This window comes from Nocardia sp. NPDC057455, from assembly GCF_042802775.1.
In the GTDB taxonomy this organism is placed as follows: Bacteria; Actinomycetota; Actinomycetes; order Mycobacteriales; family Mycobacteriaceae; genus Nocardia.
The window spans coordinates 19,255-35,530 of sequence record NZ_JBHVDM010000075.1 but is presented as its reverse complement, the minus strand read 5'-3'; the positions used below and the strand labels follow the sequence as shown (position 1 = coordinate 35,530).

At 68.5% G+C, this 16,276-nt stretch carries 14 protein-coding genes; 9 read left to right on the top strand and 5 right to left on the bottom strand.

What is annotated here, in order from left to right; all coding sequences use genetic code 11:
- Positions 1-35 precede the first annotated feature (35 nt).
- Positions 36-923: a helix-turn-helix domain-containing protein gene (locus tag ACFU5M_RS25440; RefSeq protein ID WP_379053198.1), complete on the bottom strand. Its 888-nt coding sequence runs from the start codon at positions 921-923 to the stop codon at positions 36-38.
- Between the two features lie 90 nt (positions 924-1,013).
- A complete protein-coding gene (locus ACFU5M_RS25435; protein ID WP_379053196.1) occupies positions 1,014-1,235 on the bottom strand; it encodes a DUF397 domain-containing protein in 222 nt (73 codons plus the stop codon).
- A gap of 326 nt (positions 1,236-1,561) precedes the next feature.
- On the opposite strand from ACFU5M_RS25435, the gene ACFU5M_RS25430 reads away from it, so the two are divergent.
- The 4 genes from ACFU5M_RS25430 to ACFU5M_RS25415 all read left to right on the top strand — a co-directional run bounded on the left by ACFU5M_RS25430 (position 1,562) and on the right by ACFU5M_RS25415 (position 4,863).
- Complete coding sequence (locus ACFU5M_RS25430; RefSeq protein WP_379053195.1) at positions 1,562-2,359, top strand: SAM-dependent methyltransferase; 798 nt, start codon at positions 1,562-1,564, stop codon at positions 2,357-2,359.
- A gap of 222 nt (positions 2,360-2,581) precedes the next feature.
- A complete protein-coding gene (locus ACFU5M_RS25425; RefSeq protein WP_379053193.1) occupies positions 2,582-2,821 on the top strand; it encodes a hypothetical protein in 240 nt (79 codons plus the stop codon).
- Positions 2,822-3,063: 242 nt separating this feature from the next.
- Positions 3,064-4,326 (top strand): PucR family transcriptional regulator, encoded by a 1,263-nt coding sequence (locus ACFU5M_RS25420; RefSeq protein WP_379053192.1) that lies wholly within the window; start codon positions 3,064-3,066, stop codon positions 4,324-4,326.
- A gap of 102 nt (positions 4,327-4,428) precedes the next feature.
- Positions 4,429-4,863, top strand: coding sequence for a CBS domain-containing protein (locus tag ACFU5M_RS25415; RefSeq protein ID WP_379053191.1), 435 nt, complete (start codon positions 4,429-4,431; stop codon positions 4,861-4,863).
- On the opposite strand, the gene ACFU5M_RS25410 is transcribed toward ACFU5M_RS25415, so the two are convergent.
- A complete protein-coding gene (locus ACFU5M_RS25410) occupies positions 4,860-5,291 on the bottom strand; it encodes a pyridoxamine 5'-phosphate oxidase family protein (protein ID WP_379053189.1) in 432 nt (143 codons plus the stop codon). The genes ACFU5M_RS25415 and ACFU5M_RS25410 overlap by 4 nt on opposite strands.
- A gap of 136 nt (positions 5,292-5,427) precedes the next feature.
- On the opposite strand from ACFU5M_RS25410, the gene ACFU5M_RS25405 reads away from it, so the two are divergent.
- The 4 genes from ACFU5M_RS25405 to ACFU5M_RS25390 are packed head-to-tail and all read left to right on the top strand — an operon-like array spanning position 5,428 to position 10,806.
- On the top strand, positions 5,428-6,684 hold the full coding sequence (locus ACFU5M_RS25405; RefSeq protein ID WP_379053187.1) for an aminotransferase class V-fold PLP-dependent enzyme: 1,257 nt from the start codon (positions 5,428-5,430) through the stop codon (positions 6,682-6,684).
- The gene (locus tag ACFU5M_RS25400; RefSeq protein ID WP_379053186.1) at positions 6,681-7,967 is read left to right on the top strand and encodes a heavy-metal-associated domain-containing protein; all 1,287 of its coding nucleotides are present in this window, start codon (positions 6,681-6,683) and stop codon (positions 7,965-7,967) included. The genes ACFU5M_RS25405 and ACFU5M_RS25400 overlap by 4 nt, the downstream gene beginning before the upstream one ends.
- 38 nt (positions 7,968-8,005) lie before the next feature.
- Positions 8,006-9,481: a decarboxylase gene (locus ACFU5M_RS25395; RefSeq protein ID WP_379053184.1), complete on the top strand. Its 1,476-nt coding sequence runs from the start codon at positions 8,006-8,008 to the stop codon at positions 9,479-9,481.
- Positions 9,481-10,806, top strand: a complete 1,326-nt coding sequence (locus ACFU5M_RS25390) for a pyridoxal-phosphate dependent enzyme (RefSeq protein ID WP_379053183.1) — start codon at positions 9,481-9,483, stop codon at positions 10,804-10,806. Before ACFU5M_RS25395 ends, ACFU5M_RS25390 begins: the two co-directional genes overlap by 1 nt.
- Positions 10,807-10,831: 25 nt before the next feature.
- Here ACFU5M_RS25390 and ACFU5M_RS25385 read toward each other — a convergent pair whose 3' ends face one another.
- Positions 10,832-12,160: a condensation domain-containing protein gene (locus tag ACFU5M_RS25385; RefSeq protein WP_379053181.1), complete on the bottom strand. Its 1,329-nt coding sequence runs from the start codon at positions 12,158-12,160 to the stop codon at positions 10,832-10,834.
- Positions 12,161-12,507: 347 nt separating this feature from the next.
- On the opposite strand from ACFU5M_RS25385, the gene ACFU5M_RS25380 reads away from it, so the two are divergent.
- Complete coding sequence (locus ACFU5M_RS25380; RefSeq protein WP_051175165.1) at positions 12,508-13,137, top strand: TetR/AcrR family transcriptional regulator; 630 nt, start codon at positions 12,508-12,510, stop codon at positions 13,135-13,137.
- Positions 13,138-13,153: 16 nt separating this feature from the next.
- On the opposite strand, the gene ACFU5M_RS25375 is transcribed toward ACFU5M_RS25380, so the two are convergent.
- A complete protein-coding gene (locus tag ACFU5M_RS25375) occupies positions 13,154-16,180 on the bottom strand; it encodes a tetratricopeptide repeat protein (protein WP_379053180.1) in 3,027 nt (1,008 codons plus the stop codon).
- Positions 16,181-16,276 lie beyond the last annotated feature (96 nt).

Genomic DNA, 16,276 nt, shown 5'->3' with positions numbered 1-16,276 from the left:
GGGGTAGTTCGGCCGCGAGACGCTATCGCGCGATCTCAGCGCCCCTCGGCGTACTTCTCCATGATCTCGATCGACTTGTCCGGACGCTCGGCCTGGACGCTGAGCCGGTCCATCACCGACAGATACAACGCCAGGTCTTGCCGCCGCTCGAGATACAGCGCGCTGGTCAACTGTTCGAGGTACACGATGTCCGGGAGTTCCGGCTCGGCGAAACGCAGAATGCTGAAGGAACTGCCCGCCGCGGCGTGCTCGCCCGCGGTGAACGGCAGCACCTGGATCGTCACATTCGGCAGCTTCGCCAGCCGGACCAGGTGCAACATCTGCTCCCGATGCACCTGCGGGCCACCCACCGGCCGCACCAGCGCGGCTTCGTCGAGCACCGCCCAGACCACCGGAGGGTCTGCGCGGAAGAGGATCTCCTGCCTGCGCTGACGCACCGCGACCCGCCGATCCGTGTCGACGTCCTCGTACCCGAGCGCCACGACCGCCCTGGCGTATTCGGGCGTTTGCAGCAGGCCGGGAACAAGATGCGATTCGTAGGTGCGAATCTTGCTCGCGGCCTGTTCCAGACCGAGGTAGGTACCGAACCACTGCGGCAGCAGGTCGCTGTAGCGATGCCACCAACCGGGTTCGTTGGCCTGCCTGGCCAACTCGAGGAACGACTCGCGCTCCTCGGGATCGTGGACGCCGTACAGGGTCAGCAGGTCGCGGATGTCGCGTTCCTTGAAGCCGGTACGGCCGAGCTCGAGACGACTGATCTTGGCGTGCGATCCGCGGATCGCATCGCCCGCCGCCTCGCGGGTGATGTTCCTCTTCTCCCGGAGCTTGCGCAGCTGGCCGCCCAGGGCGATGCGTAGCACGGTCGGACCACGTTCCGCGACAACGGATTGCACATGACCATCGTCATCGGGTTCAGCGATCATCGAGTTCGTCTCCGATACTCCGGGGGTTGCCCACAGTGTGTCACAACCACCTGTCGCGAAACACACCGCACCGACCGCTAATGTTACCGCTCAGCTAGTCAAATAGTCGAACTCTCCGGCCTTCGCGCCACGGACGAACGCATCGATCTCCGGACGCGTGTAGAAGAGGACCCCACTCTCCGGGTCCCGCGAGTTTCGCACTGCCACCTGGCCGTTGACCGTTTCGGCCACCTCGACGCAGTTGCCGCTCGGATTACTGAAGGAACTCTTACGCCAAGTTCCGATGATCTCGTTGGTGGACGTATCCGACATCTTCCCCACTCCTCGGTTACCGCAGTTAGGCGATTCGGTTCGTGCAGATGCACGTTCAAACGTTCTTGCATTTGCACCAACACCGGACGATAGCACGAAGTTCGCCCTCAGTGTGCTCGCGGACCGGGCCCATCCGGGCTTCGATGTGAAACGTGATCGCCTCGCCTGGAAAACAGCGAGATCAGCTCCCCGATCCACCCCGCTGGACGAGGGTGAATCTTGTAGTGTCGCAGTGCACATCGGATGCACCAGTCATTCGCGACGCCCCCAGGCACCCACCCGCACGGCCGTGTCGCGGACACGTTTTTGCCGAGGAGTACACCCCCATGCCCGAAGACCACAGCCCTCTCATCCGGACCGACATCCCCCACTCCGCGCGGATCTGGAACTACTGGATGGGCGGCAAGGATTATTACGAGATCGACCGCATCGCAGGCGACGCCGGCGTCGAGGTCGATCCGGACATCACCACCATGGCCGTGCAGTCACGCCAGTTCCTCATCCGCGCGGTGCGCTACCTCGCCGGCGAGATCGGCATCCGCCAGTTCCTCGACATCGGGACCGGCCTGCCCACCATGCAGAACACCCACGAGGTCGCCCAGACCGTCGCACCCGAGTCCCGGATCGTCTACGTGGACAACGACCCACTGGTGCTCACGCACGCGCGGGCGCTACTCACCAGCACCACCCCGGAGGGCGTCACCACCTACATCGACGCCGACTACCACGATCCCGAGCGGATCATCCACGACGCGAAGCACGTCCTCAACTTCAACGAGCCCATCGCCGTGATGTTCATGGGCGTACTCGGCCACGCCAAGACCTACGACGATCTGCTGCGCGTCGTGCATACCGTGCTGGAGGCCGTGCCGTCGGGCAGTTACCTGGTGATGTGGGACGGCACCGACGACAGCAAGGCGTATGTCACCCTGTGCGAGAACTACACCGGCACCGGCGGTACTCCTTATGTCCCCCGCCCGCAGGCTCAGATCAAGGCCGTCTTCGACGGTCTGGAACTCGTCGACCCCGGCTTCGTGTCCATTACACAGTGGCGCTCCGGCGCCACCGAGGTCGGTGAGACCCGGCCGATCTCCGCCTACGGCGCGGTCGCCCGCAAGCCGTAAGGCCCCCTGAACATCAAACCGTAAGCGGCACAGCGGCGGTCGCCGGTCTCGCACCGGCGGCCGCCGCCGTTTTTTCTGCGACCGATCGTGCAGATGTACTTGCATCTGTAAGCGACGGAGGCATAGACTCGAACTCGAAATCGGGGAGGTACGCAGGGAGTTCGAGCTGCGTCACCGGCACATCGGCCTCCCTGCCGCACGTCGGACGCGAGGGGCAGTCGAATGATCGAGCCATTTCGAACTCCCCGCCGGGTAGCCATCATCGATGGCACCGGCGCCGAACCCCTGCGCCAGTACTCGGCGGCGCCCGAGTTCGCCCTGTCCGATTGCGGGGTCGAGCCCCGCGGCCTCACCTACCGGCAGGCGCGCGACATCCTCTACACCCATGAGGTCCACGGCCCGCAGTGCAGGCAATGGCTGGCGGCCGCCGCCTATCTGTCAGCCGGGCTGGACGACGAGTAATCCTGCCACCACAGGCAGGCAATCGCCCTCATCGCAGGTGAACCCGGCTCCAACGCCGTAACCGCCCTCCGCCATGCCCCCGCTGTCCGGTGCCGAGTCGCCGCAGCAACATCGCGAAATCCATGCCGCCCCCAAACGATCTCCCAGATCACTCCCCGTGCATACGACGCTTTCGTATAGTGATCGATCAACCCGGGCGCGATTTCTCGCACGCTCGGCGTGGCATCGGGAGCGAACTCGTAATGACCTACTCCGCGTTGGATCTGTCCGCCGACTCGTCCGACCCGGTGCTGGAAATCGGCGGACAGCCGGCTTCGGTGCCTTTGCTGAACACCGACAGCGTGGCCTCGCATATGGTCGGATACTTCCAGAACGTCATGGCTCCCTGCCGCACCTTGCCCGGCGAGCAATTGCGTGGTGACGTCACGAAACTCACCCGCAGCTGCCTGAGCCTCGCCGCCGAGATGTTCGACCGGCGTACCGTGCCGGACGAGAACCAGCTCGGCCCGGTCCGCGCGGCGGCCGCTCGATGGGCGCGGGAGGGTGTGCCGCTGAGCACGATCCTGCGCGCATATCACGAAGGGCTGCGCATCGCCTTCGGTCTGGTCACCGCGCCGGCCGAGGCAGACGACGTCGACGAGGTGCTGGTCGCCGCCGATCTGCTTCTCGAACTGCTCGAGGCGATCACCGCGGCGGTGTCCGATGCCTACGTCGACGAACAGCACTTGGTCGCCAAGGAGCACCAGACGGCGACGCAGACGCTCGCCTCGGCACTGCTCAGCGGTCGCGGCAGTTCGGCTCTGGCACGGCAGACCGGCATTCCGATCGCGGAGGCCTATCAGGTTGTCGCCCTGTCGATTCCGGAGCATCCGGACGAGCGCGATCCGCGCGTCGACGGGAACGTGGCCGCGCGCCGCAAGCTACGGCGACTACAGTCCGAGCTGGCCACCGTGTTCGCCTCCCGCGCGCTCGCGCTGCTCAGCGCCAAGGGAGGGACACTGCTCATCCCGCTGGGCGACGAGGCCGAGACCGTCCTCACCGCCACCACGCTCGAGCTGCTGGCCGCTGCCGCCGAGGTGCCGCTCACCGCGACCGTCGTCCCGACCGACACCGATCAGATCCCCGAATCGGCCGATCAAGCGCACGAGCTGCTCAATCTCGTGCGTGTCGGCGTCCGGCCGCCCGGCCTCTACCAGATGTCGGATCTGGCCGTGGAATACCAGCTCACCCGTAGCGGGCCTGCGACACGGCGGATCGCGACCATCCTCGACCCGCTGGACGCCCATCCCGAGCTGTTCGACACCATGCGCGCCTACCTCGGCAACGATATGAACCGGCAGCTCACCGCACGCCAGCTCTACGTGCACCCGAACACCGTCGACTACCGCCTGCGCCGCATCGCCCAGCTGACCTCCATCGACCTGGCGACCTCGGCGGGCATCTCCCAGGCGGCGATCGCCCTGCTCGCGCGCGATCTGGACCGCAGTGTCGCGCGCCGCCTCTGATATGCGCACCGTGACCGAACCGTGGCCTGTAACGGATTCGTGCTGGTCACCGCGCCGCAAACTTGCGATCCTGGTAGTGCCCCGACGTCTGGATGGTGAAATATGCGAATTTCGGAGATCCTGCGCAGGAAGGGCAGCGACGTGGCCACGGTCGCGCCCGACACGACGGTGCGCACACTGCTCGCCACGCTGGCCGAGCGGAACATCGGCGCGGTCGTCGTCTCACCGGACGGCGAGACGATCGCGGGCATAGTCTCCGAACGCGACGTGGTGCGCAGTCTGCATGCCCGGGGCGCGGACCTGCTCGACACGCCGGTGTCGGCGATCATGACCGCCGCGGTGCACACCTGCGCACCCGACGACCGGGTCGACGGCCTGCGCCGCACCATGACCGAACACCGTATCCGGCACCTGCCGGTGGTGCATCAGGGCAGGCTGGTCGGCATCGTCAGCATCGGCGACGTGGTCAAGAGCGCGATCTCCGAATTGGCGACCGAACGTGAACACCTCGTCGAGTACCTGCAGGGCAGATATTAGAGCGCGCTCGGGTCTCCCAAATCGGCCGACAGCCAGTGCTCCGGCCGCAGGTAGACCGCGATCTGCTCACCGAAGGCCTCGGCCGCCTTCAAGTAGGCGTCGACCGATTCGGCCGGCAGATACCGCGCGGCCATCTCGCGGTGCAGTTCGTCGGTCATCGGGATTGTCCGGGTGACCGGGCCCTCCACACTCACATACCGGACCGTGGGCTCCACCTGCTGCACCAGCAGACTGAACCGGCCGGTCTCCCGGAGATAGCGCATCTTCTGCGACTCCTGGCCGGTCAGGATCCAGATCTCGGATCCGGGGCGGTACTGGTACCAGATCGGGACGGTCAGCGGGCCACGACCGGTGCCCGCGGCCACCGCGAACGCCGCGACGTGCGGCTGCGCGAGGAACTCTTGACGCTCTTGCGGGGTCAGGGGCATATCGTCGAGCCTAGTCGTGAAAGCCGTTGTCCACGACAAAACTTCGAAGTCCGTACCGGAAATGCGTATCGTGGGTGACGTCCGAGTTACCGGTGAAGGGAGCGTCACGTTGCGGTCCCCTGCCCCGAGATCGCCGGTGACGCAGGCCGACGAAGCTCCCCGGCCACCGGTGACGCCGCCGGTCGCGGCACGGTCGTTGTTCCCGGCGCTCGCCGGCGCCACCGAGGTCTACCTGGACAGCGCCGCGACCACACAGAAGCCGCTGCCGGTGATCGAGACCATCCAGCGCTATCACAGCAACGGCACCGCCAACGTCGGCCGCGGCACCTATCCCTGGGCCACCGGTCTGACCGCGCGGATCGCCCGGGTCCGGGAACGCGCCGCCGCGTTCATCGGCGCCGAGCACCCGGACGAGGTGGTCTTCACCGCGGGCGCCACCGCCGCGCTGAACGCCGTCGCGCTGTCGTGGGGCCTGACCGCGCTCGCCGACGGCGACGAGATCTTGTACAACGCAAGCGATCACGCGTCGAACGTGTACCCGTGGCGACACCTGCGCGGATTACTCGCCGGGTTCGGACGCCGTATCGATCTGATTCCCTACCGGGTGACCGCCGCCGGAGAGGCGGACACCGACGACATACTGGCCAGGATCACCCCGCGCACCCGTCTGATCACAGTCGGGCATCTGCACCATGTCTTCGGCGGTCTCAGCACCCTGGAGGAATTGCGCGGCCGTATCGATCCCGCCATCCTGCTGTGCTTCGACTGCTCGCAGAGCGGCGGGCATCTCCCGGTCGACGTGACCGAGCTCGGCGCGGATTTCGCGATCTTCGCCGCGCACAAGATGTTCGGGGCACCGGGCACCGGGATCTTGTACTGCCACCGTCGCGTGCACGACCGACTGGTGCCTTTTCTGCCCGGCGGCAATTCCGGCATCGCCCCGGGTCCGGAGGGGTTGCGGCCGGGGCCGATGCCAGCGCTGCTGGAGGGCGGTACGCCCGACATTCCGGGCATCCTCGCCCTCGGCAGTGCGCTGGAGGTGCTGGAGTCGTTCGGCATGGATGTCGTCGCCGAGCACAACCGTGCCCTGACCCTGCGCCTGATCGACGGGTTGCGCCCGGTCCCCGGCCTGGAGTTCCTGCCCGGTCCGGCGCATGCCACGTGCGAGGTCGGCTACGGCATCGCCTCCTTCACATTGGACGGGATCTCGGCCACCGACGCCGGATTCGTCTTGAGCGAGCTGGGTTTCCTGGTGCGCACCGGCGCGCATTGCGTCCCCGCCGAAACCGACGGCGCGGGCTCGGTGCGGGTGAGCACGCACATCTACAACACGCCCGACGAGATCGACCGATTCGTCGCGTGCGTGCGAACGATCGCCGAGGAGGTCACGTGAGTAACGACATCCCCCGCTACGACCGGCGGGCTGCGTCCAGGGTGCTGGCGGACTTGGCCCAACCGGGGTCGCGCACCGCGCTCGTGCCGGCTCCCCCGCCTCGACGCTTCGAATTCACTTGCGCCGCAGTGCGTCCCGAGGAAAACAGTCATCTCACCTATTCACAGCGGCTGTATCTGGAGCGATTCATGCGGCCGTGTCGCGCGGATCAGATGACCAGCGCGACGCACCGGATCGCGTGGACCGACAGCGACGGCATCCCGAACACCGGGCATTTCCGCACCGACGGCCTCGGCCCCTCGGTGCCGATCGCGATGCGCGAGACCGTCTTGGCACTGTGGCACCAGCTCGACGCCGATCCGGCCTTCGCCGCGCGCATCGCGGCGCTCGGGCCGAGTGAACACGCCGTGCTGGCCGGCACGACCACCGACCACGATCCGCGCGACATCTTCCGGGTCGGCATCGAGGCGGCGGGGCGTGTGCTGGCCCAGCACGCGCTACTGGCCGCCCAGACCCCCTACCGCGATGCCGCCGAGTTCGCCGAGGGCCTCCGGGCTTCCGGAATCTTCGCCGCGGTGGCCACTCGATGGTTCTGGGAGCTGCAGGCTTCGACCTATCGGCGGGGCATGATCCCGGTGTCGCTCGTGGCACAGCCCGACGGCACCGTGCGCTATTCGGCGGAGACGGTGGCGACCCTGCGCGCGATGAAGGACGCCACCATCGCCGACGCGCACGCCGTGATGGAGCGCGCCACCACCGTCGAAGGGCTCACGGCCGCCGAGGCGATCGCCAAGTACCACGACGACCTGGATCTGATCTCCCGGCAGTACGCTCTGCTGCCCATCGGCAGCCATCCGTCCTGCCTGGCGGCCACGCCGCATCAGCTCGACAGCGGGCATTTCAGTATCCTGCCGTTGCTGGTCGACCGGTTCGTCGCGACGTTCACCGAGATCGCGGGCCGAATCGAGATCGCCCAGGTGAGCGCCGAACTCGACGAGGCGACCGCCGACCGTGCCGCCACCGCCGAGGACCACGTGTTCTACGTGCCCGATATGACCTGCAAGCACTGCGTCCGCACGATTGGCGGAGTGCTGGAGTCGATGGACATCCGCGTGGCGGAGATCGATCTGGACAGCAAAAGAGTGGTGGCCGAGTTCCGCAGCCCGCGCAATCGTGCCCGGGCCTTCGAGGCGATCCGGGACGGCGGCTACAACCCGGTCGCACAACGCCCCGACGGCGCGGCGCGGGCCTCGGTCACCGAAGCATCGGAAGCCGCCGTATGACACCTCGGCCGCCCGCGCTGCCCGCGAGGTTGCATCCGATGGTCCGTGCTTTTCTCGATACCCCTGGCCTCGCGGCGCAGACACAGGCACGGTTCGGATCCCCGGTGCATCTGGTGTTCCCGCAGGTCTACTCGGAGAATCTGCTCCGTCTGCGCGCAGTGCTGGAGCGGCGCCTGCCCGCGCACCGAATCTGCTACGCGCACAAGGTGAATCAGTCTCGCGCGTTCGTCCGCACCGCCGAGCGCGATGGCATCGCCGTCGACGTCGCATCACCGCACGAACTGTCCAGCGCCCTCGCCGCCGGGTTCGGCCCGGCGCGCATCGAGGTCACCGGGCCGAAAGGGGAAACATTCCTGCGCGACCTCGTCGAACGCGGTTCGACGATCAATGTGGACAACCTGTGGGAACTGGGCCGCATCGCGGAATTGGCCCACGACCATGCGGAAATACCCGTGCTGCTGCGGGTTTCCGGTATCGGCACGCAACAGGTGAGCCGGTTCGGGATGCCGCTCGCGCAGGTCGAGCAGGCGTTCGATCTGCTGTCGGCGCAGCGCGGGCGGGTCTCCTTCCTCGGGTTCGCCTTCCACCTCGACTCCGGCGATCTCGGCGAGCGCGTCCGGGCGATCGACGCCTGCCTGCGTCTGATCGAGCAAGCCTACGATCGCGGGTTCACCCCTTCGGTGCTCGACATCGGCGGCGGGTTCCGGCAGGTGTTCACCGCCGACGCCGAACAGTTCGACGCCTATGTACTGGCACTGCGTGAATCGCTGCTCGGCCGTGGGGAACCGATGACCTGGGGCAATAACACCTTCGGCTATCACGTCGCCGGTGGCGCCGTGCACGGCACACCGGTGTTCCACAAGTACGCCAATACCGTCCCCGCCGATCGCATGCTCGCCGATCTTCTCGACGCGCCGCTGGAGCGGCACGGCGGACGCACGGTGGCGCAGGTGGCGGGCGACAATCTGCTGGAGCTGTGGCTGGAACCGGGCAAGGCGCTGGCCGATCACGCGGGCGTCACGCTGGCCACGGTCGAGTTCGTCAAGGAAGTCGCCGACGGCAGCGTGCTGGTGCACGTCGATCTCAGCCGCGATGCCGTGACACCCGCCGACCAGGAGGTCATGGTCGATCCGATCCTGCTGCCCCGCGCGGACGTCGCCGCTGGACGCGACTGCGCGACGGGTCCGGTCGGCGTCTACTTCGCCGGACGGTTGTGTCTGGAGCGAGACCTGATCACCAATCACAAGGTATGGCTGTCCGCCCGCCCGCAGCCGGGCGATGTGGTGGTGTTCCCGAACACCGCCGCCTATCACATGGACCTGTCCGCGGCGGTGGCCTCCATGCACCCGCTGCCCGCGAAACTCGCGGTCGACCGGACCCCCGACGGATTCCGGGTCGTCCCCGACGCCGACTACGAGCCCGGTCTCCCCGTCGAGTCGCCACGAGCGCTTCATGCCGCGACGCGCGGCGCAGACCTTGCCACAGGCCCGGTCCGATCCGTCGAGGCCCTTTGATGCGATACGACCACATCACCGAACTCATCGGTAACACGCCACTGCTCCGGCTCGACCCCGTGGTGCACGGACTGGCCGGGGTGGAGCTCTACGCGAAATTGGAGTCGCACAATCCCTTCGGCTCGGTCAAGGACCGGGTGGCCTGGGCGATGCTGCGCGACGACCTGGCGGAGATCCGCGCAGGCGGTCGGACGCTCATCGAGGCCTCCAGCGGGAACACCGCCAAGGCGCTGCGCGTCCTCGGCGCGGTGTACGGCATCGATCTGCGCGCGGTGACCAACCGGATCAAGGTCGGCGAGGTCCGTGACCTGCTGCAGCTGTTCGGGACCGAGATCGTGGAACTGCCCGGGCTGTCCGAGTGCCCGGACCCGACCACGCCGAACGACGTCTACTCGGTGATCGAGGCGACCATGGCGCAGCATCCCGGCGCGTACCGTCATCTGTCGCAGTACACCAACGAGAAGAACATCGAGGCGCACCACCACGGCACCGGACGGGAGATCCACGAGGACCTGGCGGCCGATGGCATCACCCGGATCGATTATCTGATCGGCGGGCTCGGCACCACCGGGTCCACCAGGGGGACCGCCACCTATCTGCGCAAGCACAATCCCGAATTGCGTACCGTCGCGGTCGTTTCGGAGCGGTCCGACTTCATTCCCGGCATCCGCTCGGAGAGCGAGATGTGGGATGTCGGGCTGTTCCAGCCGGAGTTCTACGACCGGATCGTCACCGTGCGGGCGGGCGAAGCCGTGGACGCGACACTCGGCCTGGCGACCGGGTACGGCGTCCTGGCCGGCCCGACCAGCGGCGCGGCCTACGCCGCCGCGCTGGACACGCTCGGCGCGCTCGATCGCTCGGCAACCGATCCGGACGACCCGATCGTCGCGGTGTTCATCGTCTGCGATCGGCTCGAGCCGTACCTGTCCTATATCAAGAAGCGCAGGCCGGAACTGTTCGGCCGCACCGAACGGGAAGCGGCGCCGAGCGCGGACGAACTGGCAGCGGTACCGCGCCTGTCGCCCGAGCAGCTCGTCGAGCTGGACCGGACCGACCGCCCGACCATCGTGGACAGCCGTGGCGCCATGGCCTACCGGATCGGGCACGTGCCCGGCGCGTTGAACATTCGCGACGACCAACTCGACGACATGTTCGGCCACGGCATCCCGTTCCCGCGCTCGCGTCCCGTGGTCTTCGTCTGCCCCGTCGGTGAGCTGTCGGTGCGTTTCGCCGCGCGAGCCCGGCGGGCCGGATACGACGCCGCCAGTTTGGCCGGCGGTGTCGTCGCCTGGCGCGATGCGGGGCTGCCGCTGGAACGAGGCTGATCTCCGCGGTTCGCCGGCCGTCGAATCACCTCGGTGCGGCGGGAAAGCCCGACAGCAACGGGGCGACCGGACCGCGGTAGCCGGTGGCCAGCAGTTCCACGGTGGCGGTGAACAATTCGACGAACGCGACCGCCGTGGCCCGCTCGAACAGTGCCGTCGGGTAGATGAATATCCCGTCGATGCCCGCGGGCGCGCCGAGCCGGTCGTACCGGTCGACGAGACCGAATTCGAGGTCGTGCTTGGCGCGCACGACTCCGGTGTCGACTTCGGTGATGGTCAACCCGCCGTGGGCGGCAGCCGCGGGCCGGACGGCCGCACCGCGTTGGAGGATGAGCGTCGCCTGGAACAGCGGGCAGGTCGCGTCCTGCAGCAGGCACCGTTTCAGCCGCCTGCCGGGGGTATCGGGGTGGGCGAACGCGGCCAGCGCGACCCTGCGCACCTGGTCGAGCAGTTCCTCCGCGCCGGCGGCGCGGTCGAGGCGAACCCGCATCAGCACGTCGTCGGCGAAGTTGCCGACCAGGTCGTCGAGCAGCCGGTGGTCGCGGCCCGCCACCGCGGTGGCCACCGTGACGTCGGCGCTGCCGGAGAACGCGCCGACCGCCACCGCGAATGCGGTCTGCAACACCATGAAAAGACTGGCCCCCGCCGCACCCGCCCGATCGAGCAGCGCGCGGTGCACATCGGCGCCGAACGCGACCGCAACCACGGCTCCGGCGCCCGCCGCGCCGGTCCGGCGAGGTGCGCGGGGGCGCGCGTCAGGGAACTCCAGCACTGCCGGCCGGCCGGCCAGCGTATCGGCCCAGTAGCGCAACTGCTGGGTTGCGCGGCTCCATTCGTCGGAGTAGTCACCGAGCTGGGCGTGCTTCCACAGGGTGTAGTCGGCGTAGTCGACCGGCAGAGGCGGCCAGTTCGGCGCGGCTCCGGCCTGCCTGGCGAGGTATGCCGTGACGAGATCGCGCAGCAACGGGGCCACCGAGCGCCCGTCGATCGAGATGTGATGCACGACCAGCGCCAGCACCACCTCGCGCGGTCCGAGCACGTACAGCCGGGCGCGCAGCGGCAGATCGGTGTCCAGATCGAACTCGCCGGCAGTGAATTCCGCGAGACGGCGCGGCAATTCGGCTTCGGTGACGGCGACGACGTCGGTTCGCGGTTCGGCCTCGTGCACCGGGACGATCACCTGCGCGGGCCCCGACGCGGTCCGCGGGTAGCGGGTGCGTAGCGGTTCATGTCTGGCCACGACGTCATCGATCGCGGCGACGATCACCTCGGGCCGCAGCGCAGGCCCGGCCAGTCGCACCGCGCGAGCCACATTCCAGTCACCCGAGTTTCCGGCCCGCGCGGCATACCACATTCGTTCTTGGGCGGGAGCGAGCGGAAGGTGCGCCGGACGCGGGCCGCGAGCCAGCGGCACCGGGCGCCGCGGCGGCGGAAGATGCCGAACCGCTGGTCGGACCGATCGCGGCCCCGGGTGCGCGATTCGGGCACCGATCGCCTCGGATAAGACCACCGCAGCGGAGTTGTTCACGCGCCGTTACACCTCCACTACCGAACCACCGAGAGACCTCGGGACGGTAACCAGATCGAGTAAACCAACAGTTACCAGGCCGTGACGGCGGGGGAGCCATTTCGGCAAGACCGCGGAGCCGGGGGCCGGTGAGCGCGGCGCCGGGGCGCGCCGCCAGGCATTATCGTGGGGCCGTGCAGACAGGTCAGGAAGCAGACGACGACGGGGGCCCGCGGATCTGGGGTGGGACGACGCTCACCGAGCGCAGGGAGACGCGACGGGCGGCGCTGCTGGAGGCCGCCCTCGACCTGATCGGCGAGTCCGGAGCGAGCGGAGTCACCATGCGGGCGGTGTGCCGCAAGGCCAACCTCACCGACCGCTACTTCTACGAGAGCTTCGCCAGCCGCGACGAGTTGCTGGACGTGCTCTACCGCCAGGTCGCCGAGGAATTCCTGGAGCCGATGACGGCCTTCGCGGCCACCGACGACCCGTCCCGCGACCGCGCGCTGTCGGAGATCCTCGTGGACAAGGTGCTCGACGACCCACGCAAATCGCGACTGTTCCTGGTCGAGCCGTATTCGAGCACCGGCCTCGGGCAGACCACCTTCGCCGTGATGCCGGTGTTCACCCGGGTCATGCAGGACCATCTGTTCGGCCACATCGACGACCCGGTCAAGCGCAGGCTGGCGGCGGTGAGCATGGCCAGCGGGAACGCGGGCATGTTCTCGGCGTGGCTGAACGGCTCGCTGCGCGCCACCCGGGAGCAGATCATCGAGCACTGCCTCGCGATGCTGACCGTGTACCGCTCGCTCTACCGGTCCTGACCCCGCGGCCGGGCGGTCAATCCCCGGACTGACCCCGCCAATACGCCAGGGTGTTCTTGGTCCGGATGGTGGCGGCGTGATTGGGGCCGAGGGCCCGTAACTCCGCGACCAGCAGAACCTCCAGTTCCGCGACCGCACGGTCCTGGTCGCCGTGGCGAGCGCGGCAGCCCGCCAGCTCGTTGCGGGTCTCGAAGGTGTCCGGATGGTCCGGGCCCAGAACCCGCAACCGGTCGCCGAGGAGTTTCTCCAAGTCGGTGATCGCGCCCTCGAGATCACCGCTGTCGGCGCGGTAACCGGCCAGCCTGCCGCGGGTGAGCAGCGTGTCGGGATGGTCCGGGCCGAGCACCCGCAGACGATCGTCGAGCAGGCGGGTGAACTCCGCTCCGGCACCGGTGAGATCACCGCTGCGCGCGCGAAACGCCGCCAGGTTGTTGCGTGCGCCGAGCGTATCGGGGTGGTCCGCGCCGAAGACGCGGTGATAGTCGGCCACCAACTGCTCGAACTCGGCACGGGCGCCGTCGAGGTCGCCGCTGTCGGCTCGCCAATACGCCAAGCTGTTGCGGGTGCGCAAGGTGGCCGGATGGTCGGCTCCCAGCACGCGGGCACGGTCGGCGCGCAGCCGGTCGAATCGGGCGATGGCGCCGGCGAAATCGCCTATGTCGCCGCGGTTGGACGCCAGATTGTTTCTGGTACGCAGGGTTTCGGGATGATCGGGGCCGAGCAGGCGCAGCTGGTCGGTGAGCAGGTGCTCGAATTCCTCCCCCGCGCCGGAGTAGTCACCGCAGCGAGCGCGGTAGCTGGCCAGCCGGTCGCGGGTGTCCAAGGTGGCCGGGTCGTCGGGGCCGAACACCCGCAACCGGTCGGCGAGCAGCTGGTCGAAATCGGCTACGGCGCCGACCAGGTCGCCGCTCTCGGCGCGGTGATAGGCCCGCCGCTCCCGCGTGGTGAAGGTATCGGGATGATCCGGCCCCAGCGACTCGACGAAATCCGGCGCCCACGCGGCCCACAGGTCCCGATCGTCGGCCGACCTGCCGGTCTCCAGTTTCCGCAGGAAGTCGATGGCCAGGGCCGAATCGCCGTAGGCAAGGCAGTGGCGTACGGCCGCGCCCCGCGCGTAGTCGGCGGACCGGTCGCTGTCGTCGGCCTGGATCGCCGCGACGAGGGCGCGGTGCGCGTCCGCGATGCGCACGCCGAAACGATGGCATTCCGCGTGCAGCGCGGGCAGGAACGCGCTGTGGGTGACACCGAGCGACTCGCGGACGGTGCCGGGATGACTGCGGGTGATCAACGCGCCGAGGTTCACTGCGATGTCGCGGATCCGGGCGGCGCTGAGGTCGACGCCGAGCGACAACAGCGCCGAATCCAGCAACTCCAGCGGCAGCACGGGCCCGACTCCCGCCGCGGCCAGCAGGCCGAGCAGAGTCGCCGTGTCACTCGCGGTCGCGGGATCGGCGCCGCGCAGTGCGGTCTCGACCCGCAGCGCGATAACCCGATCCAGCCCGATCCCCGAGGCGACCGCCCCGTCGGTCAATCTCGAGGCGACCTCCAGCAGGATGCGCGCGACCAGCCAGCCGCCGGAGACCGCTCGCGAACCACTCGCGTCGGTCGGGGTCTCCGCCAGCAGCCGCTGGATCCAGCCGATCCAGTCGACCGGGCCGACCGGCGCCGTTCCGCGCGCCGAGTCCACCACGGCGGCGATGTCGTCGGCCGCCGGTTCGGCGACATCGATCCGGTACATGTGCGCCAGCCCCGGATCGTCCTCGACACCGGTGCCCGGCCGGATACCGACGATCACCCGCACGTGCCGAAGATCTTCCCGGCGGGTCAGATCGGCGATCGCGGCCACCAGCAACCGCCTGGTCCCCTCCTGCGGCTGATTCAGTCCGTCGAAGACCAGGGTGACCCGCCGGCCCGCGGTGGACAGGCGCGCCAGCGGGCGACGCACCAGGATGTCGAAGATGTCGAACTCGTCCCTGGGCCGGTGCGCCCGCGCCGCGCGCGCCGCCTCCCGGAACCCGGGTAGTCGTGCGTCGAGTTGCACGGCCAGTTCCGAGGCGACCGACTCCACCGAGCTGTTCACCGTCAAGAACACCGCGGCGGTGACGTAGTCGGGGGTCACGGCGAGTCCGTCGACCAGGCTGGGACGGATCAGCATGGCCAGCAGCGTGGACTTGCCCACGCCCGCGGGCCCCAGCACCGCCCGCAGCCGGTGACTGCCCGCGTCGACGATCGCGTCGAGACGCTCGCGCACATCGGGCGTCAGCAGCAGACGCCGGGTCAGCTGGTCGACGAACCCGGCGGCGGAACGTCCGCTCACCGCGTCTCGATGGCGCGCGGTGTTCGGTACCAGCCACAATCCCGGGTCGACGCCCTGCGTCGTGGACACCGCGCCGGAACTGAAGGACAGATGCTGCGGCTGCTGGTGGGTGCACTGCACGGCGATCGGATCGACCAGGTCCGAGGGCAGCAGGTTCTCCCCGCGCAGCGGCAGACCCAGATCGAACGTGCTGAGCATGGTGCGGGTGAAGCATCCGGAGTACGCGGGCCCGTCACCGGAGGCGACCAGCAGCTCCATCCGGCCGCCCGACAGCGCCAGTAGATCGGTCCACCGGCGCGCGGCGCCCTGCACGCCCTGCCCGGCCTCGCAGGCGTCGACGAGCAGCACCAGCCCGTCCAACGCGGCGCGGTCGAGCCGCTCGCGGATCTCCTGTGTGAGGTGGAAAGCGTTGTGCGAGTTGGGGTCGCCGGGGGAATCGTGGCTCAGCAGATAGAAGTCCTCGGCAGTGGTCGCCACGCCGTGCCCGATGAAGCCGAGCAGCAGGGTGGCCTGCCGCTGCGATGCCGCCGCGAAGGCCGCGTCGACGGCGGTGAGCAACTGCGCGGCAGTGGGATTCAGCACCGGGCCGTCGACATCGATCGCAGGCCGCCAACCGCCCGCTTCGGTCAGGCTGCCGTACAGCCCATGGGCGAGTTCCTCGGTGAAACCCAATTCTCCCAGCGCCGCGCATTCCGACCCCACCACCAGCGCCAGCCGTCCTCCCATGCAAGCAACATACCTGCGCCGTCGCGGCGGTCCCGCCCGGCCGATATCGAAAGGTGCTGTGCGAGACGTAGGGTGACGATCCGATCGTCGGAAGAA